The sequence below is a fragment of the Nocardia sp. NPDC056000 genome, from assembly GCF_042269265.1.
Classification (GTDB): Bacteria; Actinomycetota; Actinomycetes; order Mycobacteriales; family Mycobacteriaceae; genus Nocardia.
Map to the genome: position 1 here is coordinate 136,423 of NZ_JBHJXS010000005.1, position 21,688 is coordinate 158,110.

Annotated in this window: 25 protein-coding genes; 11 read left to right on the top strand and 14 right to left on the bottom strand. The window is 64.6% G+C overall.

Features of this window, described 5'->3' with window-relative positions:
- Positions 1-4: 4 nt before the first annotated feature.
- On the bottom strand, positions 5-1,639 hold the full coding sequence (locus ACFC4D_RS16130; protein WP_376063918.1) for a GMC oxidoreductase: 1,635 nt from the start codon (positions 1,637-1,639) through the stop codon (positions 5-7).
- Between the two features lie 290 nt (positions 1,640-1,929).
- Between ACFC4D_RS16130 and ACFC4D_RS16135 the strand changes: the two genes are divergently transcribed.
- The gene (locus ACFC4D_RS16135; protein WP_376063920.1) at positions 1,930-2,898 is read left to right on the top strand and encodes a YihY/virulence factor BrkB family protein; all 969 of its coding nucleotides are present in this window, start codon (positions 1,930-1,932) and stop codon (positions 2,896-2,898) included.
- Between the two features lie 15 nt (positions 2,899-2,913).
- On the opposite strand, the gene ACFC4D_RS16140 is transcribed toward ACFC4D_RS16135, so the two are convergent.
- Positions 2,914-3,369 (bottom strand): ATP-binding protein, encoded by a 456-nt coding sequence (locus ACFC4D_RS16140; RefSeq protein ID WP_376063923.1) that lies wholly within the window; start codon positions 3,367-3,369, stop codon positions 2,914-2,916.
- Between the two features lie 214 nt (positions 3,370-3,583).
- Complete coding sequence (locus ACFC4D_RS16145; protein WP_364645798.1) at positions 3,584-3,757, bottom strand: CsbD family protein; 174 nt, start codon at positions 3,755-3,757, stop codon at positions 3,584-3,586.
- 207 nt (positions 3,758-3,964) lie between these two features.
- Between ACFC4D_RS16145 and ACFC4D_RS16150 the strand changes: the two genes are divergently transcribed.
- Positions 3,965-4,828 (top strand): DUF1206 domain-containing protein, encoded by an 864-nt coding sequence (locus ACFC4D_RS16150; RefSeq protein WP_376063926.1) that lies wholly within the window; start codon positions 3,965-3,967, stop codon positions 4,826-4,828.
- On the opposite strand, the gene ACFC4D_RS16155 is transcribed toward ACFC4D_RS16150, so the two are convergent.
- The 4 genes from ACFC4D_RS16155 to ACFC4D_RS16170 all read right to left on the bottom strand — a co-directional run bounded on the left by ACFC4D_RS16155 (position 4,818) and on the right by ACFC4D_RS16170 (position 8,431).
- Complete coding sequence (locus ACFC4D_RS16155; RefSeq protein ID WP_376063928.1) at positions 4,818-5,231, bottom strand: DUF5994 family protein; 414 nt, start codon at positions 5,229-5,231, stop codon at positions 4,818-4,820. The genes ACFC4D_RS16150 and ACFC4D_RS16155 overlap by 11 nt on opposite strands.
- A gap of 109 nt (positions 5,232-5,340) precedes the next feature.
- Complete coding sequence (locus ACFC4D_RS16160; RefSeq protein ID WP_375959383.1) at positions 5,341-5,664, bottom strand: hypothetical protein; 324 nt, start codon at positions 5,662-5,664, stop codon at positions 5,341-5,343.
- Positions 5,665-6,008: 344 nt separating this feature from the next.
- On the bottom strand, positions 6,009-7,463 hold the full coding sequence (locus ACFC4D_RS16165; protein WP_376063930.1) for an MFS transporter: 1,455 nt from the start codon (positions 7,461-7,463) through the stop codon (positions 6,009-6,011).
- 170 nt (positions 7,464-7,633) lie between these two features.
- Positions 7,634-8,431 carry an SDR family NAD(P)-dependent oxidoreductase gene (locus ACFC4D_RS16170; protein ID WP_376063933.1) on the bottom strand — a complete coding sequence of 266 codons (798 nt, stop codon included), beginning with the start codon at positions 8,429-8,431 and terminating at the stop codon, positions 7,634-7,636.
- A gap of 168 nt (positions 8,432-8,599) precedes the next feature.
- Here ACFC4D_RS16170 and ACFC4D_RS16175 point away from each other — a divergent pair, with 168 nt between their 5' ends.
- On the top strand, positions 8,600-9,298 hold the full coding sequence (locus tag ACFC4D_RS16175; protein ID WP_376063936.1) for a hypothetical protein: 699 nt from the start codon (positions 8,600-8,602) through the stop codon (positions 9,296-9,298).
- The gene (locus ACFC4D_RS16180; RefSeq protein WP_376063939.1) at positions 9,295-10,284 is read left to right on the top strand and encodes an LLM class flavin-dependent oxidoreductase; all 990 of its coding nucleotides are present in this window, start codon (positions 9,295-9,297) and stop codon (positions 10,282-10,284) included. The genes ACFC4D_RS16175 and ACFC4D_RS16180 overlap by 4 nt, the downstream gene beginning before the upstream one ends.
- Before the next feature lie 70 nt (positions 10,285-10,354).
- Here ACFC4D_RS16180 and ACFC4D_RS16185 read toward each other — a convergent pair whose 3' ends face one another.
- The gene (locus ACFC4D_RS16185; protein WP_376063941.1) at positions 10,355-10,861 is read right to left on the bottom strand and encodes a DUF4189 domain-containing protein; all 507 of its coding nucleotides are present in this window, start codon (positions 10,859-10,861) and stop codon (positions 10,355-10,357) included.
- Positions 10,862-10,976: 115 nt separating this feature from the next.
- Here ACFC4D_RS16185 and ACFC4D_RS16190 point away from each other — a divergent pair, with 115 nt between their 5' ends.
- On the top strand, positions 10,977-11,585 hold the full coding sequence (locus tag ACFC4D_RS16190) for a hypothetical protein (protein ID WP_376063944.1): 609 nt from the start codon (positions 10,977-10,979) through the stop codon (positions 11,583-11,585).
- Between the two features lie 50 nt (positions 11,586-11,635).
- On the opposite strand, the gene ACFC4D_RS16195 is transcribed toward ACFC4D_RS16190, so the two are convergent.
- On the bottom strand, positions 11,636-12,103 hold the full coding sequence (locus ACFC4D_RS16195) for a hypothetical protein (RefSeq protein ID WP_376063947.1): 468 nt from the start codon (positions 12,101-12,103) through the stop codon (positions 11,636-11,638).
- A 210-nt stretch (positions 12,104-12,313) separates the two neighbouring features.
- Between ACFC4D_RS16195 and ACFC4D_RS16200 the strand changes: the two genes are divergently transcribed.
- The 4 genes from ACFC4D_RS16200 (at position 12,314) to ACFC4D_RS16215 (ending at position 15,953) form a co-directional block, all read left to right on the top strand.
- On the top strand, positions 12,314-13,156 hold the full coding sequence (locus tag ACFC4D_RS16200) for a DUF6597 domain-containing transcriptional factor (RefSeq protein ID WP_376063950.1): 843 nt from the start codon (positions 12,314-12,316) through the stop codon (positions 13,154-13,156).
- 75 nt (positions 13,157-13,231) lie between these two features.
- Positions 13,232-13,846 carry a dihydrofolate reductase family protein gene (locus ACFC4D_RS16205; RefSeq protein ID WP_375959369.1) on the top strand — a complete coding sequence of 205 codons (615 nt, stop codon included), beginning with the start codon at positions 13,232-13,234 and terminating at the stop codon, positions 13,844-13,846.
- Positions 13,847-13,879: 33 nt separating this feature from the next.
- A complete protein-coding gene (locus ACFC4D_RS16210) occupies positions 13,880-14,287 on the top strand; it encodes a VOC family protein (RefSeq protein WP_376063953.1) in 408 nt (135 codons plus the stop codon).
- Between the two features lie 439 nt (positions 14,288-14,726).
- Positions 14,727-15,953 (top strand): hypothetical protein, encoded by a 1,227-nt coding sequence (locus tag ACFC4D_RS16215; RefSeq protein WP_376063956.1) that lies wholly within the window; start codon positions 14,727-14,729, stop codon positions 15,951-15,953.
- 13 nt (positions 15,954-15,966) lie between these two features.
- Here ACFC4D_RS16215 and ACFC4D_RS16220 read toward each other — a convergent pair whose 3' ends face one another.
- The 3 genes from ACFC4D_RS16220 to ACFC4D_RS16230 form a co-directional block, all read right to left on the bottom strand.
- Entirely contained in the window at positions 15,967-17,070 is a 1,104-nt protein-coding gene (locus ACFC4D_RS16220; protein WP_376063958.1) for a tetratricopeptide repeat protein, read from the bottom strand.
- A gap of 110 nt (positions 17,071-17,180) precedes the next feature.
- Positions 17,181-17,570 (bottom strand): VOC family protein, encoded by a 390-nt coding sequence (locus ACFC4D_RS16225; RefSeq protein ID WP_376063960.1) that lies wholly within the window; start codon positions 17,568-17,570, stop codon positions 17,181-17,183.
- 92 nt (positions 17,571-17,662) lie between these two features.
- Positions 17,663-18,148 carry a winged helix-turn-helix transcriptional regulator gene (locus ACFC4D_RS16230; protein ID WP_376063962.1) on the bottom strand — a complete coding sequence of 162 codons (486 nt, stop codon included), beginning with the start codon at positions 18,146-18,148 and terminating at the stop codon, positions 17,663-17,665.
- Positions 18,149-18,305: 157 nt separating this feature from the next.
- Here ACFC4D_RS16230 and ACFC4D_RS16235 point away from each other — a divergent pair, with 157 nt between their 5' ends.
- Both ACFC4D_RS16235 and ACFC4D_RS16240 read left to right on the top strand, forming a co-directional pair.
- Positions 18,306-18,674, top strand: coding sequence for a VOC family protein (locus ACFC4D_RS16235; RefSeq protein WP_376063965.1), 369 nt, complete (start codon positions 18,306-18,308; stop codon positions 18,672-18,674).
- A gap of 47 nt (positions 18,675-18,721) precedes the next feature.
- The gene (locus ACFC4D_RS16240) at positions 18,722-19,612 is read left to right on the top strand and encodes a class I SAM-dependent methyltransferase (RefSeq protein WP_376063968.1); all 891 of its coding nucleotides are present in this window, start codon (positions 18,722-18,724) and stop codon (positions 19,610-19,612) included.
- Between the two features lie 17 nt (positions 19,613-19,629).
- On the opposite strand, the gene ACFC4D_RS16245 is transcribed toward ACFC4D_RS16240, so the two are convergent.
- Complete coding sequence (locus tag ACFC4D_RS16245; RefSeq protein ID WP_376063970.1) at positions 19,630-20,121, bottom strand: hypothetical protein; 492 nt, start codon at positions 20,119-20,121, stop codon at positions 19,630-19,632.
- An 85-nt stretch (positions 20,122-20,206) separates the two neighbouring features.
- Positions 20,207-21,565 carry a hypothetical protein gene (locus tag ACFC4D_RS16250; RefSeq protein ID WP_376063973.1) on the bottom strand — a complete coding sequence of 453 codons (1,359 nt, stop codon included), beginning with the start codon at positions 21,563-21,565 and terminating at the stop codon, positions 20,207-20,209.
- Positions 21,566-21,688 lie beyond the last annotated feature (123 nt).

The following is a 21,688-nucleotide window of genomic DNA, read 5'->3' on the forward strand; positions in this document are numbered from 1 at the left end:
CGCCTCAGGTCTGGCGGGCGGTGGTGAACGTGATCGGCGCGGGGAGTTCGTGATCGGGCACAACGGGCAAAAAGCTCATTGCCCGCTCGGCCATGGCCGTGATGGTGAGGCTCGGATTCACGCCGACATTCGCGGGGATCGCCGCGCCGTCGCATACCAGCAGGTTCCGGTACCCGAATACGCGGTGGCGCGCGTCGACCACACCGGCGGCTGGTGACTCGCCGATTACCGCGCCACCCAGAATATGTGCGGTGGTGGGTATCGAGGCGATAGCCTCGGGGACCGCCGCCCGCACCACCCCGCCGATCTTGTCCGCGATGGCTTCGGCGGCAGCGTACGCGGCCGGAATGAACTGGGGGATAGGGTGATTGGGGTCTTGCTCGGTGGTCAGCACCGGATATCCGGTGGGCAGTCGGAAGCGCACCCGCAGCGAGATCGAATTGTCCACCGACTCCATCGTGGTCAGCAGCACCGTGCGTCGCGAGGCGTGCCGGATGCGGGTGGCGCGCGCGAACCGCATCGGATGTCGGAGCACCGTGCCCAGGTAATAGAGCGGGCGTGTACGACGGGTACCGCGCGCGGTGGCGAGCGTGGTGAGCAGCGACATGAAATCGCCTCCCGCACCGTAGGTTACGGGCTGAATGTGGGTGCTCGGGCTCGGATATACCCCGGAAGTCAATGCCAGTCCGTGCGCGAAATCATTGCCGTCATCGGGTGCGGTGACCGCGAGTATCGATTCACTGTTTGTGCGCACCAGCGTCCCGAGCCGATTCGACAGCCCGGGCAGTGAACCGGATAGCTTGCAGCGCAACAACAATCGATTCGTGCCGAGCGCGCCACCGGCCACGACCACTCCTCGGGCGGTGTGCACCTGTCGATCGCGCCGGAACCAGCGCCCGGTGGCCACCGTCGTCACCGCGTATCCGTCGCCGCCGTCCGCCGCACCCAGCGGGCGGATATCGATCACGGTGCGCTGCGGCAGAATCGACGTCCCGCGCTGTTCGGCGAACCAGAGATAGTTCTTGTCGAGGGTGTTCTTGGCATTGTGGCGGCAGCCCAGCAGGCAACTGCCGCAGCGCACGCATCCGCTGCGCTCGGGTCCCGCACCGTCGAAATACGGGTCTGGCACGGTCTTTCCGGGCTCGCCGAGAAATACCCCCACGCGGCTGCGCGCATAGGTGCCGCCGAATCCGTGCTCGGTCGCATACTCGTGCAACAGGGTGTCGGCGGGCCCGTCGGTGTCGTAATCGACGACGCCGAGCATGCGTTCGGCCACCTCATAGTGCGGTGCGAGCTCGCTTTCCCAATCGCCCAGATGTGCCCACTGCGGGTTGGTCGCGAACTCGGGCCGACTGCGGTACAGCGTATTGGCGTAGGTGAGCGATCCTCCACCCACGCCCGCACCTGTCACCACGAAAACGTCCTTGAACAGGGTCGGCCGGAAAATGCCCCGCATCTTCAACCCGGGGAGAAAGTAGTACCTCCCGACCTGAGACGCCCGCTCGGCGAAATCCTCAGGGGCAAAACGCCTTCCGGCTTCGAGAACGCCGACCCGATACCCCTTCTCGCTCAATCGCAACGCCGACACGCTGCCGCCGAACCCGGAACCGATGACCAGCCAGTCGAATTCGTGATGCATCGCGGAAACCGTCATTTCAATGGAAGTGCCGTCGACGGCCGCAGCGCCGTCACCCCTGTGACGCTGCCAAATACGCTCGCGCGCGGTCAATGACGCGAGTAGACCAACGATTGACCCGTTCGGCCACGGCCTCGGCCTACTTCCCGAGCGATGGCCTCCGCCGCGCACACCACAACCTCGGCGTAGCGTGGTGTGCAGAGCCTGTCACCGCGGGTGACAGGAGGCGATTCGTGCCCGATCCGTTGATACGAGCCGAAATCGCCACCCGTGTCACGTGCCGCGAGGGTTGAATGGCCGGATTCGTCGACCGGGTCGACCGTTTTCAGCAGCGTCATCCGGGGCTGGGGTTTCCGCTCGCGGTGATCTACAAGTTCGTCGGTGATCAGGGCGGTTATCTGGCGGCGTTGATCACGTACTACGCGTTCGTGTCGTTGTTCCCGCTGCTGCTCATCCTGACGACCGTGCTCGGGGTGGTACTCGAGGCGCAGCCGCATCTGCAACAGCGCATTCTCGATTCGGCGGTGAGCCAATTCCCGGTGATCGGTGATCAACTCGGGCAGCCGGAGCGGCTCAGCGGCGGCACCGTGGGGCTGATCGTCGGGATCGGTGGTGCGGCGTTCGGTGGGCTGGGTGTGTCGGTGGCGGTGCAGAATGCGATGAATGTCGCGTGGGGGGTGCCGCTCAATCAGCGACCGGATCCGTTCGCGGTGCGGGTTCGGGGACTGATCGGGTTGGTCGTCATCGGCCCGCTGATTCTCGGATTGATCGTGGTGTCGCGGATCGCCGCCGCGTGGCAGATCGGTTTCGGATTCGCGTGGCTGCTGATCGCGGCATCGGTGGTGTTGAACGCGGGTGTCTTCGCGCTGGTGTTCAAGTGGGCGACCATGCGCCCGTTGAGCTTGCGGCAGGTCGCTCCCGGCGCGATCGCCGCCGCTCTCGCCTGGCAATTGCTGCAGCGGTTCGGCTCGATCTATGTCGGGCGGGTGGTCAACCATTCCTCGAATACCAACGGGGTGTTCGCGGTGGTCCTGGGGCTGCTCGGCTTTCTCTATCTGGCCTCGTTCGTGGTCGTGCTGTGCGCGGAGATCAATGTGGTCAGGATCGATCGGCTCTATCCGCGTGCGTTGCTGACCCTGTTCACCGAGTCCGCCATCCTCACCCCGGGAGACCGGCGGACATACACCGATCAGGCTCAGGCGCAACGCAATAAGGACTTCGAGGAAATCGAAGTCACCTTCGATCAGCCGCCCGAGAAGTGAGTGCGGCGGAACGAACTACAGTGGCGAATCCGGCGGCAGGGGAGCGGTGGATACCCGCCCCCGGCTTCGGGCGAACCGCACCTCGACCGGATAGCCGGATGCGCGCGGGTCGAACGGTTTCGCGCTCGTGGCCAGATCATCGGTCATCGCGCGCAATACATGCCAGCCCAGATCCGCGATGTCGAAAGGCGTCGCGCTCTCCGATATCGAGCTGAGCCTGATCCGCATGTTCTGTTCGTCGAAAACGAATTGGCAGGTGATGATGCTGCCGACCGTATGGTGCCGCATCAGAATGGTGGCGGCCTCATCCAGCGCGATGCGAATATCGGTAACTGTGCCGATATCGAAATCAGCGGTGAGACATACCGTTTCGGCGATCGACCGCAGCATGATCAGCTGGGCGGGGTCGGCCGGAATCTGAACGGTTATCGTACGGCTGGGTGTGAGGTGAGCCGAACGGCGCCTGGACACAGGAGCTTCGGTGGAAACCAGTCGAAGATGCGCTCCGGCAGCACGATTCGGCCTTTGGCTGTTCCCGCCGCGGCGGGTTGGTGGTCGTCCGGTCATTCGATTGCCCCCAGGGATCTGATGGACAGTGATATGTACCCGAAATCGATTTCCGCTGGCTCGAACGGACGGCCGCTTGATGACGACCACCCGCTCCAACCGGTGCGGACGGGCTGAATTACTTGCCGAAGGCGTCCTTGACCTTCTCGCCCGCGCCCTTGAGATCAGCCTTGGCCCGATCGATCTTGCCCTCGGACTCCTGGCTCTTGTCGCCGGTGGCTTCGCCGGTCTTTTCCTTTGCCCGGCCGGCGAGTTCGTCGGCCTTGTTCTTCGCCTTGTCGAGTGCGCTCATGTCACAAGTCCTTTCGTCGGGTGGCCCGGCCTGCGATATCCGGCCGGTCCTTTCAGCGGGTAGCCCGCATCGGCGATGTCAAACAATGCGGTGGCCGGGAGCGGATTCGGGCATCGGATGACGCGACGCCATGCACGGTGTGGTTCGGCCTGATGCCAACGGGTATGCGGCGTGTGCAGACCTTTCGATCAGCGCGAAGAAGGAAATATGCCGGACACCAACCCCGCCCAGGCGCCCGCTACGCGTTCGCCGTCGGCGTCGTCGGACAACTCGTCCTCCACCCTCGGGCGCATTGCGCAGAACAGCGTCTTCGAACGGTTCGCCCGTACGGGATTCATCATGAGCGGCATCGTTCATCTGCTCATCGGCTATATCGCCATTCGCATAGCGTTCGGCGGCGGGGGCGGCGCGGCCGACCAATCCGGCGCCATGGCCGAGCTCGCCGCCAAACCCGGTGGCACCGTTGCACTTTGGATAGGTTTCGTCGCGTTTGTGTTGATGGCGCTGTGGCGAGTCGCCGAAGCCGTTCTCGGCAGTGCGTCCAAGCCCGATGCCGACGGCACGATGCACCAGGTGATCGATCGGATCAAGGCGTTCTCGGTCGGCGTGGTCTATTTCGCATTCGCCGTGTCCGCGTTGGGATTCGCCCGCGGCCACGGCAAGTCCAGCGGTGGTCAGAACGCCGGGCTCACCGCACGCGTCATGCAGCACACCGCGGGAACCATCGCCCTGATCATCGGCGGACTGATCATCATCGCGATCGGCGGCTATCACGTCTACAAGGGCGCCAGCCGGAATTTCCTGGACGATCTCGAAGGCGCGACCAGCGCACTCGTGCGCAGACTGGGCATGATCGGCTACATCGCCAAGGGCTTGGCCATCGCCGCGGCCGGAGCGCTGGTGATCCTGGCTGCGATCCAGTCGAAGCCGGATAAGGCCACCGGTCTCGACGGTGCGTTCAAAACCCTTGGCGCGCAACCATATGGAGTCATCCTGCTCGTGGTAGCCGGTCTGGGCATCATCACCTACGGCCTGTACAGCTTCGCAATGGCACGCTACGTCAAGATGTAGCCCGACCGCCGCCTTCGGATTCCCAACGCTGCTGTGCGCCGGACAATTCGCTGTCGGCCTGCGATGCGATGACTCTGAGGGCCAGTCGAGCACCGATGTCGACCCCGAGGATTTCCAAGGTACGGGCGGGTAGATGCCGGTACCCGTCGAGCCGAACCTGGCGTCCGCCGAAGGCGAGTTTGCGCGGCGCGGTATCCCATTCGTCGAGGTTGTAGATCACGCGATGGATCGGGCCGAGCCGGGGCGTGAGCATCGCGAGCAGTTCGGGCAGTTCCGCGCTGAGGTCGCGACCGTGCGGCCACCAGGACCCGTCGGAGGCAACGCCGCCACCCTCGAGTTCGAGTCGCAGCGGCTGGTCGTGCGATGGTCGCCCTGTGGTGGTTTCGGTCGCCTGTGAGGTCATGATCGACTCTCCTTTCATTCGAGACTCGAGTCCGCCCGGTCGATTTGCCGACCGAGCGTTGTTCCCCACTGCGCGCGGCGGGTCGATTGGCCGCCGCGGGCCGGGATGGTCAGTCGCGATGGGCGGAGAGCGCCCGGGTTTCGATTTCGAGATCGCCGCTCGCGGTGAGCACGGCGCCATAGGTGATGCGCTGTTCAGCGACGTCGTCGCGGGAGTCGGCGTTATGCACGGTCAGACAGGTCACCGCGCCGAAATTGACCAGCAGGTAACGGTTTTCGATCGTCGCAGCATCGTTGGTCAGGGTTACTGTGAAGATCTGCCCGCGTGCGATCCAGTCACGTGCGGCGGCGGCCACGGCGGGGGATTCGGCATCGCGGAAGTGCAGGCTGAACGGCAAGCCTGGGGAGTCCAAATATGTTGCCATGGCGCGCATTTCCAATCTTGTCGGGACCGCGATTTGATCGTCGCTCGAGTCGGTCGCGCCAACTCGGGTGGGGTGCGGATGTGTCGCAAGCCCCCGGCGTTCTAGTCGAGGTCTCGGTTCGCGGGAGTGTTCTCCAGTCGTGACCGGCCGAGCAGAGCGATGAGGGCGATCATCGACACTTCTAGTGTTCCCTCCAGTAGACGCTTGCCTCGATCGTGTGTCAACAGTGTAGTTCTATGACTGTAGGTCTACGTCGTTAACACTGCGAGAGGGGGCTGCACCGGAAAATGCTGCGGATAACGGACCCTCTGTACTCCGATATAGCCGCCCCGAACGGAGCAAAGCCGCGAATCTCACTGCGCCAGTGGTGAATAGCCCCGGAAGTGCGGTGAGAACGATGTGGCCGTCGCTATCGCGGAGGCCCCCGCGCACAGCAGTACCGCCCACATCAGCGACTGCGTCGATGCGGTCCCTCCGAACGCGAGCAGCACGCCGGTGGTGAGCGCGATGCAGAAGGTGGCCGAAAGACGCTGTGTCAGTTGCAGAAATGACGCGCCGACACCGTGCAGTGACGGCGGGGTGAACGCCAGGGTGACCACGCGCAGCGGCGGTTCCACCACGCCACCGGATAGGCCGGAGCCGATCTGGATGGCCGACAGGATGAGGAACAGCGCCCATCCGTCACTGCACAGTGCCGCCGCCGCGCTGACCGCCAGACAGATGGTCTGGATCACCAGGCCATAGGTGACCAGCGCCGGACCGTGGGTCACGAAAAGCCTTTGCCCCCAGCGTGCCGCAACCATCCGCGCGAGAGCCGTCGGGATCAGCGCCAGTGCGAGGGCGAGGGCGGGAATATCGGACATCTGCAGGAAGTAGACGGTCTTGATCGTGCCGAACGCCAATACCGCCCCGAACCACAGTGCCGCCACCACATTTCCGGTGACATAGCCGCGCGATCGCATCAGCGCGGGCGCGAACAGCGGCAGCTTGCCCCGGCGCGCGTACCGTCGCTCCCACCACACGAGACCGGTGAGCAGCAATCCGCACGCGGCAATCACGGCCACGATGGTGTGCGCGGGAAGTCCGGGGTCGATGACCGGGATTGTCACCAGGACCACCAGCAAGCCCAGGGTGGCGATACCGGGCACATCGAGATCGGTCGTGCGTCGCACTCGCGGGGATCGGGGCAGCCCTCGGAAGCCGAACACGATGGTCGCGATGGTGAACGGAATCGGCAGTAAAAGTATGATCCGCCAAGCGAATTCGGCCGGAATGAGCCACAGCGCCAGACCGGCCGCCACGGGTCCGACGATCGCGGCGGCCGCGCCCGCGGCGGTGTACCCGGCCAGTGCGCGCAGCCGGGCGGGACCGGTGAAGGTGTCCTGGATGACCGCGAGCACCTGGGCGCTGATGACCCCGGCGCCGAACCCTTGCACGAGCCGCCCGCCGATCACCCACCACGCGCTCATCGCCGTCGCCGACGCGATACCGCCGACCAGGAACAGCGTGAGCCCCGCGATGAACAATCCGCGCCGTCCGTAGGCGTCGCCCAGTCGCCCGGCAGGTGCGAGCCCGAGCCCGAACATCAGCGAGAACGAGGCCAGAAACCATTGGATATCGGAGTCCGCCAGCGCGAGTGAGGATTGCACCGACGGAGCGGTGAAGGCGGCCACCGCACTGTCGAGCAGTGTCGCGAAACCCGCACCGAGACAGGACCATAACGCCGAACGCTCGTCCGCGCGGGTGGCCGTAGCGGGCGGGTCCGTCACGTCCGCGAGTCCGACCGGGTTCGCCGCCGTTTCGGTCATCGCGGAATCGTCCCGGCCGACTGCGCACAATTCATCCGATGATGTTGTACCCGCTGCTGTATTCACAACAGGTTTACGCTCGCGCTGATCGCTGCACCGGCCACCGTGGCCGACGAATGACGGCGTGCGCCGATAGCCGTTGTGTGGCAACGGCTATCGGCTCGGTTCGGTCAGTAGTAGACCGGCCCGGGAACCCCGCCGCCGGCCGCAATGGCATCACCCGTGATAGCGACACTGCGCGGCGACGCCAGGAAAGCCACCACCGCAGCGACTTCCGAGGCGTCGATCACCCGGCGCAGCGAATTGCGGGACGCCGTCTGCTCGAGCTCGGCGATCGGAGTTCCGTTCTCCCGCGACTCCGCGGTCAGCCGCTCGGTCAGTCGTTCGGTCCGAGTCAGCCCGGGATGCACGACGGTCACATTGATTCCGTGCGGTCCGAGTTCATCGGCGAGGTTCTTCGTTAGGGCCGACACCCCGACATTGCGGATGGTCTGGGCGATCGAATTGGCTTGGCGCGCACCGAGTCCACTGATATTGATGATGCGGCCCCACCCCTGCTCGACCAGATGCGGCGCGACCGCCCGCGCGGTGCGCAGATATCCCAGCACCTTGATCTCCACCTCGCGCCGCACCACCTCATCCGAGGTCGCGGCGAGATCCGCGCTCGCACCCGCGCTCCACGGCGTCGCCGCCGAATTCACCAGAATGTCGACCCCGCCCAATTCCTGGACAGTCCGCTCGACCAACCGCCGCACCTGCTCATCGTCACCGGTGTCGGTGGGCACCGCGATCACGCGCCGACCGGTCGCCTCCGACACCTCTCGCGCGGCAGCCTCGAGCCGCTCGGCGTCACGGGCCGCGATCACCAGGTCGACGCCCTCGTCCGCGAGCGCCCGCGCCACGGCCAATCCGATTCCCCGGCTGCCGCCGGTGACGATCGCGCGCTTCCCATTCAGTTCCAGATCCATCCGGCGAACGCTAACAACACCGTCGCGCAGAGTGACCGGTCCCGCTCGACCTGATCCGAATCGGCCGCATTCCGCACTCGATGTGATCCGGGAGGTAGGTCGATGGTCGGCTGGAACCGCCTGCGGCGCACATCGAACCGGATCTTGTGACGAACCGTTCTAATGAATATGGCTCTTACCTTCCCCGCACGCTTCAACGGGCCGCCCGACAGCGCCAACGGCGGCTACGCCTCCGGCGCGCTGGCGCAACTCGCGCCGGGCGAGACGATGGAGGTGACACTGCGCCGCCCGCCGCCGCTGAATGTGCTGCTGCCCATCGACTCCGCGGACAACCGGTACACGCTCACCGATCAGCAGGGCCAAACTATCGCGGTCGCCGAGCCGGTGACCGAGAAGTTCGACGACCTGGAGCCACCGGTGGTCGGATTCGAATTCGATACCCAGCCCGTCTTCGCCGACCGCGAGCACCCGTTCCGAACCTGCTTCACCTGCGGACCCGATCGCGCACCCGGTGACGGCCTGCGAATCTTCAGCCGACGGGTACCGGGCCGCGATGTCCTCGCCGATCGCTGGACGCCCGACGCATCACTGACAGGCGCCGACGGCCTCGTACATCCCGAATTCGTCTGGGCCACACTCGATTGCCCGAGCGGCTGGGCCGCCTACGATCAGCTCGCATCCGGTGAGATCGCCGTCCTCGGCCGCATGACCGCGACGATCCATCGGCGGCCGATCGCGGATGAGCCCTGCCAGATCGTGAGCTGGTCCCGCGAGCGCGACGGCCGCAAGATCAAAGCCGGTGCCGCGCTGTACACCACCGACGGCGAACTCATGGCCGCCGCCCGCACCGTCTGGATTTCGCTGTGACCGCCCGCCGCCTCGGCGTCGCCCTCACTCCGATGGAGACCCGCCGCGAGATCATCGTCGCGACCGCCTTGCGTGCCGAGGAACTCGGCTATGAAGTCTTCTCTCTCGCTGAAGGCTGGGCCCACGACGCCACCCTGCTACTGACCGAGATCGCCACCCGCACCTCACGCATCTCCCTGGTCGCGGGTGTGCTGTCCGTCTGGAGCCGCACCCCCGCCGCCCTCGCGATGAGCGCGGTGACCCTCAACGAAATCAGCGGCGGCAGAGCGATTCTCGGCCTCGGAGCCAGCAGCCGAGCCCTGACCGAGGGCCTGCACGACATCGCGTTCGAGCGACCCGCGCACCAGCTGCGCGAGGTGGCGAGCGAAGTGCGAAACATCCTCGCGGGCAACCGCGTCAGCATTGAGCCCACCCGACAGGCGCGCGCCCTGCGCCTGGGACTGGCCCCGGCACCGGACCTTCCGATCTGGATCGCAGCCACCGGCGACCTCACCACCCGGATCGTCGCCGACCACGCCGACGGTTGGTACCCGCTGTTCCTCACCCTCGAGCGCATGCGCGAACGAGCCGCCGAACTGCGCCAACTACGTTCGGGCCGCCCACCCCTCACCATCACCGCCGGAGCCTTCGCAGCAGCCACCACCGACCGCCGCTCAGCCCGCGACATCGTCGCCAGCTGCCTCGCCTGGTACATCTGCGCAATGGGCGACGGCTACGCCGACCTCATCGCCAGCCAGGGGTACAAGGACGCGGTGGAAGCCATCCGAGCCGCCAACCCCCGCCCCACCCCGACAGGCTCGGTCGTACCGCCCGAAGCAAACCCCGCACTCGACGCCCTGACCATCTACGGAACCCCCACCGAAGTACGCGAGAAACTCGACACCTGGGCACCTGGCTCCGACATTCAGATGATCGTCCTCCCTGCCGGAATTCCCTGGGAGACAATAGAACAAACCCTGGAAGCCGTCGCTTTGCCGAACATCTAGGGGACAGACGCCGAGGCCGTGCGAGCGATTCGCACGGCCGGTCGACGCGGAGCGGTAATGCTACGTCGACTTAGACGTTCGAGGTGCAGACCACCTCGGATACGTTCGCCTCCGACAGGTCAGCGGACCCGGTATTCGCTAGTAACGCGCGCGGGTAACGGCGAGCCAGACCGAGATACGCCCGACTCAGTGCGGTGTCCCGATCGTCTCCTACACCAACGCTGACACCATGGCTCGTATCGTCGCTGGTGTAAACCAACGCCCCGCAGCCATCGGCCCAGTGCGCCATTACAACACAGTCGGTGGCGCCATCCCACGCGCAGTTGTCGAGTGCCTCGATCACCGCGGCCTCACCACTCACCGCATCGACGCTGGTGCCGTAACTCCACTCCGACTTGCTGAAGGCGATCGCCCCGAACAGCCCCGAATCCACCGCACCCACACCGGCATTCGCGACCCCGGCTCCAACGGCCGACCCAGCCACCAGCCCCACCGCCGCAACCGCGACAACAGCCTTACCAAAGAAACTCATCGAACACTTCCCTGAGAAACACCAACACTCGAACTTCAAGATCATCGCCTATCGGCAGCGTATTTGCGCGCTCAACCCAAAGACGCATGTTCCCAACGATTCCGGGACGTCCCGATTTCGCTGATACGTTTGGATTGGTACGGCCGAAATGGGGGGCGATATGACCGGCAAGCCTGAACCGACACTGCACGACTACCCGCTTTCGATGGTTCATGCGATGTGCACCAGCGCACCTGCGGAAGCCGCGGATCTACTCGAGCGGATCGGTGCGACGCGGGCCGAGGCGGAGAAGGCCGAGAAGCGGTGGTGGTTCCTCGACCCGACCTTCGAACTCCGCACTCTCGCCGAATACATCTCCGCTTGGGGCGCACCGGATTCCGAGAGTGTTCATCCCGATACCGACGGCCGAGTGCGGTACGCGCGGTGGAACTTGTCGTTCTGGCCCGGCCTGCAGATCGAGCTCACCGAAGTCCGCCGCGCCAATATGTTCCGCGAGTTCGTTCGTCGCCCGGATGCCCCACAGCCCCGCCTGAGGAACCTGTCCGACCTCATGCCCTGGTCATGCACTCTCCGCGAACTCGACGACAGTGAGTTCGGTCCCCTCGATCACATCGACGGTGTGGGCGCGATCGGGGACCTCTCGGCTTTCCTGGCGATCGACCCCGACTCCGGCCGGGAACGCGCGTACTGGGCCAACTTCGACTGGAGTCTGCGGCAATATGTCGAACCGGCTCCCGCCCACTACGTATGGCCGCTCGGCGAGCGTTGAGAGACTGCGTCGAGATCGGGGCTGTTGAGCTGCCGCGCCTGGGGCCTCGGCTAAACGATCTTCAGTTGGTAGTGGGCGTGGACCCAGAAGCCGCCGGGCTCGTATTCGCCTCCGAAGGATAGGACGTGGCCGCCGGGTGGGAGATCGTCGATGCTGCACCATAGGCCCCAGGCTTTGGCCTTGACGCGGCCTGTGATGCCGAAGGGGCCGCCCGCTGCTGCTGTCACGCGGAAGGATTTGGTGTTGACCACTTCCCGTATCGGGAGGGGAGTGCCGTTCAATTCCGCGTGACCGCTTGCCGCCGGGGCTGTGGGGAGTTCGGGGCGGCCGAACAGTGAGTACGGAACGGCTTGGAAGAGGTTGAATGTCGGGAAGAAGATCGGGCGGCCGTGCGGGATCGTGCACTGTCGCTTGACTTCGCCGCCGAAGGTGCCGGCCAAGAACCACACGTCTGCGGGCTGATCGATGCCCGCGAGCTCGCCCGTCTCGTCAACCACCGGATTCTTGGCGTTGGGCATCGCCATAGCCCACTGCCACCACCGAGCGGCGAGCTCGACATCCCTACCCTGCATTACCGACCACTCCGAACTTCGATAGGAATATCAACGGATCCGTGATCACGGTAGGTAGTGCTGGTCGCGGTGCGGTATCCGACATATGTCCTATTTCCGGCATCGGTTCGCCGACCAGTCGAAGACACCTGCTCGAAGATCATCGACACTGGAGAGGTGCGCTACGATTGCCGGGTTCCCGGCCCGCCGCTCGATGAGTACATCGACGATATCTACTGCCTGTCGGGGGTGCCGCGCCATCCTCGTGTGCTGGTGCCGCCGATGCCTTCGGCGCATCTGTTCATCAATCTCGGCGGTCCCGTCCGGATGTGGGACGGCGATGGTTCGGCGGAGCCGGTGACGCTGGTCGACGGGTGGTTCATGGGTTTGTGGACCAAACGCTTCCTGCTGGAGTATCCGGCTCGGGTGCGGCTGGTGGGCGTGCATTTCAAGCCGTGGGGGCTCTCGGCGTTCACCGACATTCCGGCGTCGGAGCTACGAGATCGCTGCGTACCCGTCGACGCGGTCTGGCAGCGCGCGCTGGACCGTATTCGTAATCAGCTCGGTGAGGTCACCGCCTCGAATGACGCGCTCGGCTTCGTGGAGCGTGAGCTGCGAGCTCGTCTCGCCGAAACACCCTCGCGCACTCTGGATTTGGTGAGTTTCGCCGGTGCGCGGTTGGAGCGGTCATATGGCGCGGTCCCGGTCACCGCGCTTGCCGATGACGCCGGGGTGGGAGGCAATCACCTTGCCGCGCAGTTCAAATCGCATGTCGGCCTCACGCCCAAGCGTGTGGCGCGTATCTACCGCTTTGCCCGGCTGATCCTGTCCGTCGATGCGCGCCGACCCGTCGACTGGTCCGAATTCGCGCTTTCCGCTGGCTATTTCGACCAGGCGCACGCCAGCCGGGAATTCAAGGACTTCACCGGCTACACCCCCACCGAATACCTCCGACTGCGGCGCAAATTTCCCGCCGCGGCCGGATTCCCGCCGGACGCCGGACCGATGCCCGCCGAGTGATTTTTTACAAGCCAGGACACCCCGCGGTGGAACAGAATCGCACAGGCCATTGCAGGAGCGACCCGAGGAGAATCAATGAGCACGGTGATCATGCACAACGTGATGTCGGTGGACGGCTTCATCGCCGACAAGAACGACGATGTCGGCCCACTCCACGAGTGGTACTTCAGCGGTGACACCCCGATCGCCGAGCCCGCGCGCGAAGAAGGCTTCGACCATTCCAGCACCGGATCCGGATTCCGGGTCTCGCGCGCCTCGGCGGCCTACGTCCGGGACACGTGGGCGTCGATCGGGACGATCGTCATGGGCCGCACGCTGTTCGACCTCGTGAACGGCTGGGAGGGCGAGCCGCCCGCAGGTGACCACGTGGTCGTGGTCTCCCATCGCCCCAAACCGGAGGGCTGGCACCCCGAGGCGTCCTATCACTTCGTCAGCGATATCACCGCCGCGATAGCCAAGGCGCGCGAGCTCGCCGGTGACCGCAACGTCGCGGTGAACGCCGGACAGGTCGGCGGCCAGATCCTCGCGGCCGGTCTGATCGACGAGGTCGCGATCGACGTGGTCCCGGTGATCTTCGGATCGGGCAAACGGTACTTCGGCGATATCGATGGCCAGCATCTGCTGGAGGATCCGCACGTCGTGATCCAGGGCGAGCGGGTACTGCACCTGAAATACAAGGTCAGGCGCTGAGAGTGTGTCGGTGGGGCGGCCTACGCTCGCAGCGTGCATCTGGAGCTCATCGCGATCATCGTCGAGGAGTATGACCCTGCCATCGAATTCTTCGTCGGCGCTTTAGGTTTCGATCTCGTCGAAGACTCGCCGTCGCGGACCAACGATGGTCGTCCCAAACGATGGGTGGTGGTTCGCCCACCCGGCGCGACCACCGGAATCTTGCTTGCGCGGGCGGATGGGGACAGGCAGCACCGTGCCATCGGGGATCAGGCCGCAGGGAGAGTCGGCTTCTTCCTTCGGGTCGCCGACTTCGCCGAGGCATATCGCAGCATGCGCGAGGCTGGTGTGTCGTTCGTGACCGAACCACGGACCGAGCCCTATGGACGGGTGGCAGTATTCCTCGACATCTCAGGGAACCGGTGGGATCTACTCGGGCCACCGGACCCTGAAATGGTCTAGCCCGCAACCGCTTTCACGTTGATCAGTCGCAGCGCATAATACCCACCGACCCATCGAGACTGGTGTGGAAAAGTACGCACACCAGATGGTTCAGCGTCTGATACGCGGAGCCACTGCGCGGACCGAGAACCCCCGACTGTGACGAGGCCGACCCCGAGAGCAGCCCCCCATCGATCGACTGCACCCCGTCAACGGGTGCGGCCTGCGCGGTCCCCGCCAGGGGCGCGCACAGCGCGGCCGCAACGGCAAACGCTCCGACCATCTTCTTCGAATTCATAACTACCCCACAATGTCTCGAACCTGGCGCGAGCCAGTATTCAACCCTGGCCCCGCCCCGGACAGCCCCGACACTCGATGCCCCTGGTCTTCAGGGGCTGGGCTGCCGGGCCTGTCGTAGTCGACGAGTACATTTCTCGCGGTACGGATATGAAGGGGTGCAGTGGAATTCGACGATGGCAGACAAGCGTGGGTGGCGGTAGCTCGGTGTATCGCACCGACCCGCACCGTTGTGGCGCAGGCGATCCTGAGCGGCGAGGACGATCCGTACGACGACCTGCGATCAGGTTTGGACGACGCCGGTATGAGCGTGTATGTCGATTGGCGGTCGAACCCCGATGACATTCGTAGCGATCTCAGCGAAATGGGTACTTTCCCCGCTGCGTTCATTTGGGATTGGTACGCCGATTTCGTCGGCGACACCACTCTGGACTGGGACGCCACCAACGATACGATGTCGCTGCTCGAGGAGATCGGCGAGCACTGCCTCGAAATCGGCTTCGCCCTAATATCTTTGGAGCTCGACGCCGATGGTTACGACCTGACCATGATCGACTGCGCACGGCTCGAGGAACTGCTGGATCTGACGGCGCAAGCGGGCAGACCGTTCCGCGTGCTCCGCAGACCGGCTTCGGCGAAGATCGCGCCGAAGCCAACCCGGCAGGCCAGGGCGACCGGTGCCGCGCGATTGATGGACCTGCTGCGCGACAGCTTGACCGACGCCATGTCGCAGGTGGGCTATTCGGTGTCAACGCCTTTGGACGGGCAGCCCGCTGAATCGTTCAAGGGCCGACAGCTCCGATCCCGCAGATTGTGGTTCTCGGCTCCGGAAGGGGAGGTCGTCGGAATGACCCCGGCTATCGTGGCTTGGATCCATCGCGGAAGCGGACAGCTGGCTATCCGAGGGACAGCATGGCTGGCGTCGTCCGCGGCGGGTGACATGGCGCGATCGGTTTCCCAGCAGGGCCTGCGGGGCGATGACGAAGTCGAGTCGGTCTCGTTCGGATATTTCGACAATCGGCACGATCCTAGCCGAGCGCTCTATCTCAGTACCGAGACCGACTTGGACTGGTGTGTCAGCAATTTCATGAACTACGTCCGCGGCCCGGTAGACCTATGGCAGTCAGCACGGAATTCTATGGACAAACTCTTCGCCCTGGCACGAACCGGCAATCCGAGGGATGCCCGCGATCCGGTCAATCCGGATTGGACGCGCCTGCGCGCTGTCGCCGTCCTGGGCATCGAGAACGGCCGCTCACAAGCCAGCGCTGAACTGCTGCAATGGTATTCGAAGCGTCCCAGGTTCGCGCCGCCGGATTCGGCCGAACGGGTGGCCGCGTTCGATGCCGCGTTGGCGCAACGCTATCCGGACTACGCCCGCCATCGGTGAGCTGACGACGTTCTCACGAAGAGCGTGCCCGGCGGAACCAATATCTCGCCTCGCCGCGCTCGCCCCGCTCCTTTCGCAAGCGTCCAAGGGCCTTCATTGCCGCGACATTCCCGCGTTCGGCCGCCTCGCGGAGCCACGACTCCGCCTCGGTGAGTTCGCCCCGCTTGTACAGCAGGATCCCGAGGTTGTACATCGCGCCGGTACGGTCGCAGGCCGCGGCCTTGCGGAACCACTGTTCGGCCTCGGTCATCTCATCCCGCTCAGTCAGCAGCACCCCGAGGTTGAACATCGCTCCGGGGATGTCATGGGCTGCGGCCTTGCGGGTCCATGACTCCACTTCGTCGAGCTCATTTCGCTGAAACAACAGGCCCGCAAGGGCATGCATCGCCTCGGGATGCTCGTGTTCGGCCGCCCGGCGGAGCCATGATTCCGCTTCATCCGCCTCGCCGCGGTCGAAAAGCAGACCCCCGAGGCTGCGCATCGCGTCGGCGCTGCCGCGTGCCGCGGCCTTGTCGAGCCACGACTTCCCTTCGCTCTCTTCACCTTTCTCGTAAAGCAGGCACCCGAGGTTGTGCATCGCGCCGGTGTGGTCGCGCCCCGCGGCTTTGCGGAACCAGGACTCGGCCTCGCGCAAATGACCACGTCGAGCCAGCGCATCCCCGAGCTCGTTCATCGCTTCGGCATCACCGCGCGCCGCCGCGCGGTCTCGCTCCCCAGCCTCTTTCGGCTCCTCGGACAGGCGCTCGAGATTGCGTTTCGAGCCGGGGTTACCGCGTTCGGCCGCAGCGCGGAACCACGACATCGCCTCGCCGGCATCACCCTGCTGTAGTAGCAGCACCCCGAGATTGTGCATGGCGTACATGTCATTTCGGGCCGCGGCCTCGCGATACCACGACTCGGCCTCGCTCACCGCACCTCGTCCGTTCAACAGGTTCGCGAGGCTGGTCATCGCATCCCTGTTGTCGAGGCCAGCGGCCCGACGAAGCCACGACTCGGCCTCATCGGCCGAACCTTGCGCCTGCAGTACGCCCGCGAGCCGAGCCATAGCGTCGGTGTCGCCACGCGCCGCGGCCCTCTTGATCCGCCAAATCTGGCCGATACCAACGATATACGGCAACTGGACCCGCCTCCTCCGACCGTATGCGCCCCGCCCGAAGCCGCCACACGCGGGTTCGAACTCGCGCCGCACTCGGAATATGCGCGCTGCCAGCATATTTCACGGCACGGCTAGGTGTGCTGGGCTTCGTCCACCTGGGTGAGGTAAAAGGCGTTTCCGTCGTGATCGCGGAACACGAACATCGGCGGAGCGGTCTCCCATTCGAGCAGCGCGCCGACGGTGCATCCCAGCTCGGCCAAGGCGGCATGGGCCGCCCGCGCGTCGGGGGTGCCCAACCGTATGCCGGTGTCGATTCCGGCAGGCAGGTTCTCGGAGGCGCGGACCAGGGACAGGGTCGTCTCGGACCCGGGCACGCGCATTTCCAGCCAGCGAAATCCCGGCTGCAATTCGGCGTCCAGGTGGGTCTCGAAGCCGAGTTGCCCGAACAGGGCTTTGCTGCGGTCTTGGTCGGTCACGGGCACGGCCACGGTGAGGACTCCGGTACACGTTGTGGTGATCATGAGTGTGCAGACGTTCCTCGGATCCGGAATTCATCGGTGCGCGCCGCGCGGACGGCAACGATCGCATGGTCGAGTGTTCGACCATGCCCGGTTCAGGAAGTTTGAGTGAACAGCGCCAGGCGTTCCGGGGGCATGCCGGGGCCGGGGCGGGCCTGAATCTGTTGCGGGTCGTCCACGCGCCCGCAGTGTTCGCAGACCGTCTGCTGGGAGATCGAGGAGCCGCACACCGAGTGCGTGTAGAGAATCGGCGGCGGGTCGTCGGTGGCCCACTGGTCGCCCCATTCGGTCAGCGCGACCAGCGCCGGGGCCAGGGCGCGGCCCTTGTCGGTGAGCAGGTATTCGAACAGCTCGGGCTGGTCACTGTACTTGTGCCGCACCATGATTCCGGCATCGACGAACCCGTCGAGACGGCTTTTGAGAATGTTGGGGGCCACGCCGAGATCGCGCTGGAAGTCGTTGAACCGCGTCATCCCCGCGAATACGGCATCGCGAATGATGAGCAAACTCCAGCGCTCGCCGATCAGTTCCAGTGACCGCGCGATCGAGCACACCTGTGAGTCGTAGGCCTTCCCTAGCATCTGACAAGTCTAACAGGGGGCTTGCATGATGATAGTTGCCTGGTTATGGTTGCTAGCGTGATGCAAGTTCGCAGCTTGCAATCACATCCCTGGTACCGCGGCCCGGACTTGGATCTCCGGGTCATACGAAATTCCCCAACATGGCAAGGAGACAGTTATGTCCGCGTTCACAGTTGGCAGCATCCTGATGGGCACCACTCGGCCGCAGGAAATGCGGGAGTGGTACTGCCGAGTGCTGGCACCCGGTCACACCGGAGAGGGTCCGATTGATCTCGGCGGGATGCTGCTGGTCATCGATCAGCGCGACGATGTCGCTCCGGTCAATCTCGAACCGGGTCGAATGATCCTGAATTTCCACGTCGAAGACATCGACGCGGTGGCCGAACAGATGCGTGAGGCGGGCGTGAATTGGACTGTGCCCGTGGAAGATCGCGCTATGGGCAGGTTCGGGACCTTCGCCGATCCGGACGGAAATCTGCTTCAGATCATCCAGTTCGCGCCCGATGCGCACGCGGCAATCGCGTAGTCGAATATATGGTGCTCGCGCGGTGTCGGTGAGTAGTTTGTTCGGGTATGGAGCATGAGGGACCCAGTCGTACGGCGCTCACGACCGCCTACGCCCGTGCCTATCATCAAATCGCCGACCGGCCAACGATTCTCACCGATCCGCTCGCGGCACGTCTGCTGGGCATCACCGTCGATGAGTTGATCGAAGTGGGTAAGCCCGGACCCGATCGGCCCGGCGGTGATGCGGGTCTGGGAGTCCTGCGCATGGGGGTCAGTGATCGGTCACGCCGCCTGTTCTTCGCCGCGCGTGGCCGGTTCGCCGAGGATCGGGTCGCCGAGGCCGTCGCCGCCGGTGTGCGGCAGGCCGTGATCCTGGGAGCGGGCCTGGATACCTTCGCCTATCGAAACCCGCATCCCGGCTTGCGGGTATTCGAGGTCGACCATCCCGCCACCCAGACGTGGAAGCGGCAACGCCTCGCCAGAGCGAGTATCGACGTGCCCGAGCGATTGAAATTCGTGCCGGTCGATTTCGAAACCGACTCGCTGGCAACACAATTGGAGTCCAGCGGATTCAGCCGATCGGATCCGGCGGTATTCGTGTGGCTCGGTGTCGTGTTCTATTTGACCCCAGAGGCCGCACACTCCACCCTCGAATACATCGCCGGTCAAACCGCACCGGCCGAGGTCGTTTTCGATTACCTGCGGTCGGCGGACACCGATGAGGAACGCGCGCGGCTACAGGAACGCTCGGATCGGGCGAAGGCTGTCGGGGAACCCTGGTTCAGCTATTTCACTCCCGACGGCATCGCCGCAGAACTGCGCGCGCTCGGCTTCACCGATATCGACGACCGCGCCGCCACGGAGCTCATCGCGGGATATCTCGATGGCTCCACCGAATTCAGCGGCAAACCACCCCAGGCCTTGCGCCCGGTTCGCATACTGCGCGCGAGCCGCTGAAGACGGCTCCATGGCTCCTACGGGGCCTTCTTCAACTCGACGGTCTTATTCGCATACTCCGAGGCATAGGTCCCACGCGTGTCTTGCAGTTGCACCTCGAGGTCGAGACTCTGACCTGCTGTGAAGAACGCCGGATCGGACTGGTTCTTCGAATCCCCTCCGAGGAAGCGGATGTCGTTGCGGGGCACCACCGCGGCGATCGTATGGGGTTGCGAATCGCACGCGGTATCGCTCTCGAATGAGCCCCCGACATTGCCCCGCTGATACACCCAGATCCGATTGAATTCATGGTCCCGGTCGCACGAGTAGGTAATCGATACCGTCGCCTCGGAGTTGTGATCATCTGCGGCAACGGTGGCCTCACCGATGCTGATCGAAGCCGCCGCATGGCCGATGCCGGTAACCGGCAGCATTGCCAAGATGATTCCGATGGCGAAGAGAGCGACGCGGCGGGCGAATGCGGTGCGATGCAAGGCAAACCTCCGTGTTCCATCCGATACGACGGGCACACTCCGGAATCGTGAAACCACCGTATCCGCACAGCCTGCCGATCAACCGGTATCCGCTATAACGACACGTGCCAATGTCCGCTGGTCATGAGGTCGGCAGGTTGTCGTCGGGGCCGGGTTGGACCAGTCGGAAGTGCGAGTTCGCTCGTTCCATGACGCGGCTGCGGTAGCGCCCCTCGACGTGGTGGTTGTCGATGGTGCCGGATAGGACCAGGGTGTTGCCGTCCAATCGGTATCGGATGTTGGTCGGCGGGTCGGAGAGTCGCTGACGGATGGCCAGCGTTTCGTCGGTGATATCCAGTGCCCACAGGGTGGTCGCGCCCTGGGGAGTCTGGCTGACGAAACTCGTGTACTCGGTGCGATCGGTGATTGCCACGTTCGCCCACGGACTCGGCTCCTGGCCCGTCATTGCCGCGGGCACGCCGTCGACGGTGAATGAGATCGCCTCCCATTGCCCATCCAGGGCCGAGCGAGGGGAGTGGATGTTGATGATGGCTGGGATGGCGATCGCGGCGATGAGCGCCGAATGTGCCACCACGACAAAGAATCCCAGCGATGCCGCCCCGATGCGAACCCGTCGGGTTCCCGGTGCCGCCCACAGTCGCCGCGGCGGGAGCGGCGTGGAGTTCGTGAGAACTCTGGTCACGCTCGCCCAGTAGGGGAGTGTCAGGGCGATCGCCGTGGCCAGCAGTGTTCCGGACACGATTTTGACCGGTACGTCGTAGCAAAGGTTGAGGAGAAAGACCTGGGCCATGGCCACAATGGCCAATAGGCCGCCCGCGAGCCAGGTGCGTCGCCACAGCAGCAGCACTCCCGCCGTGATCTCCGCCAGACCGGTGGCGATCGAGTAGGCGTTCGATGCGCCCATGAAGGGCCACAGTGTGTCCTTCAGGCCCACATCGCCGACCGACGGCAGTTGATGTGCGGGCTGGGTCATGTAACCCATCTGAATGGGTACCGCTTTCGCCATCCCATAGGCGATCAATTCGACCACGAGACCTATGCGGGCGACCTCGAAGAATGCTCGTGCCAAACGTCGATAGTTATCGCGCTGACGATCGAGTGCGCTCCAGAGGATCGCCGCCGGTATCCCGACGAGGAGACATCCGACCAGAGCGCACCAATCACCAAGGGTGTCACCACTGTTCGAGGTGTCCATGGTGACGCTGTCCCCGCGCAAGAGCAGACTTCCGGCCTGTGCCAGCGCAGTCTTGAGCGGCATGATCAGAAGATTCAGCCCGATGACGTTGCCGTACACGAAAAGGACGAGCGCGGATCCGCCGACGGTGAATAGCAATCGGAATGCGATTCTCCCCAGCGGTGTCCATGGGAGTTCGTTCGGAATATCCGGTCGCACAGTGGAATTCGAGTCCAGCACCGAAGAGGGCATAGGTCGAACGCTAACAGCACTCAATGCGCTGCCGATATCGCTCGCAGTGCTCATTCCGCGTCATTCCCGCGGCGTATTGCGGTGGAGTCCGGCACTCGCGATACCGCGCCGGCGCGGCAGGGGACTAGGGGTTGTCCCGGATGCCGGTCCTGCGATGTGGACCGTTAGATGCCAATA

Coding starts and splice junctions, on each gene's coding strand:
- ACFC4D_RS16130 (WP_376063918.1), bottom strand. CDS start 1,639: ATGCATCACGAATTCGACTGGCTGGTCATCGGTTCCGGGTTCGGCGGC.
- ACFC4D_RS16135 (WP_376063920.1), top strand. CDS start 1,930: ATGGCCGGATTCGTCGACCGGGTCGACCGTTTTCAGCAGCGTCATCCG.
- ACFC4D_RS16165 (WP_376063930.1), bottom strand. CDS start 7,463: ATGACCGAAACGGCGGCGAACCCGGTCGGACTCGCGGACGTGACGGAC.
- ACFC4D_RS16195 (WP_376063947.1), bottom strand. CDS start 12,103: ATGCCCAACGCCAAGAATCCGGTGGTTGACGAGACGGGCGAGCTCGCG.
- ACFC4D_RS16250 (WP_376063973.1), bottom strand. CDS start 21,565: ATGAGCACTGCGAGCGATATCGGCAGCGCATTGAGTGCTGTTAGCGTT.
- ACFC4D_RS16235 (WP_376063965.1), top strand. CDS start 18,306: ATGTCCGCGTTCACAGTTGGCAGCATCCTGATGGGCACCACTCGGCCG.
- ACFC4D_RS16175 (WP_376063936.1), top strand. CDS start 8,600: ATGGCTCTTACCTTCCCCGCACGCTTCAACGGGCCGCCCGACAGCGCC.
- ACFC4D_RS16155 (WP_376063928.1), bottom strand. CDS start 5,231: ATGACCTCACAGGCGACCGAAACCACCACAGGGCGACCATCGCACGAC.
- ACFC4D_RS16160 (WP_375959383.1), bottom strand. CDS start 5,664: ATGCGCGCCATGGCAACATATTTGGACTCCCCAGGCTTGCCGTTCAGC.
- ACFC4D_RS16225 (WP_376063960.1), bottom strand. CDS start 17,570: ATGATCACCACAACGTGTACCGGAGTCCTCACCGTGGCCGTGCCCGTG.
- ACFC4D_RS16190 (WP_376063944.1), top strand. CDS start 10,977: ATGACCGGCAAGCCTGAACCGACACTGCACGACTACCCGCTTTCGATG.
- ACFC4D_RS16145 (WP_364645798.1), bottom strand. CDS start 3,757: ATGAGCGCACTCGACAAGGCGAAGAACAAGGCCGACGAACTCGCCGGC.
- ACFC4D_RS16170 (WP_376063933.1), bottom strand. CDS start 8,431: ATGGATCTGGAACTGAATGGGAAGCGCGCGATCGTCACCGGCGGCAGC.
- ACFC4D_RS16185 (WP_376063941.1), bottom strand. CDS start 10,861: ATGATCTTGAAGTTCGAGTGTTGGTGTTTCTCAGGGAAGTGTTCGATG.
- ACFC4D_RS16230 (WP_376063962.1), bottom strand. CDS start 18,148: ATGCTAGGGAAGGCCTACGACTCACAGGTGTGCTCGATCGCGCGGTCA.
- ACFC4D_RS16150 (WP_376063926.1), top strand. CDS start 3,965: ATGCCGGACACCAACCCCGCCCAGGCGCCCGCTACGCGTTCGCCGTCG.
- ACFC4D_RS16240 (WP_376063968.1), top strand. CDS start 18,722: ATGGAGCATGAGGGACCCAGTCGTACGGCGCTCACGACCGCCTACGCC.
- ACFC4D_RS16205 (WP_375959369.1), top strand. CDS start 13,232: ATGAGCACGGTGATCATGCACAACGTGATGTCGGTGGACGGCTTCATC.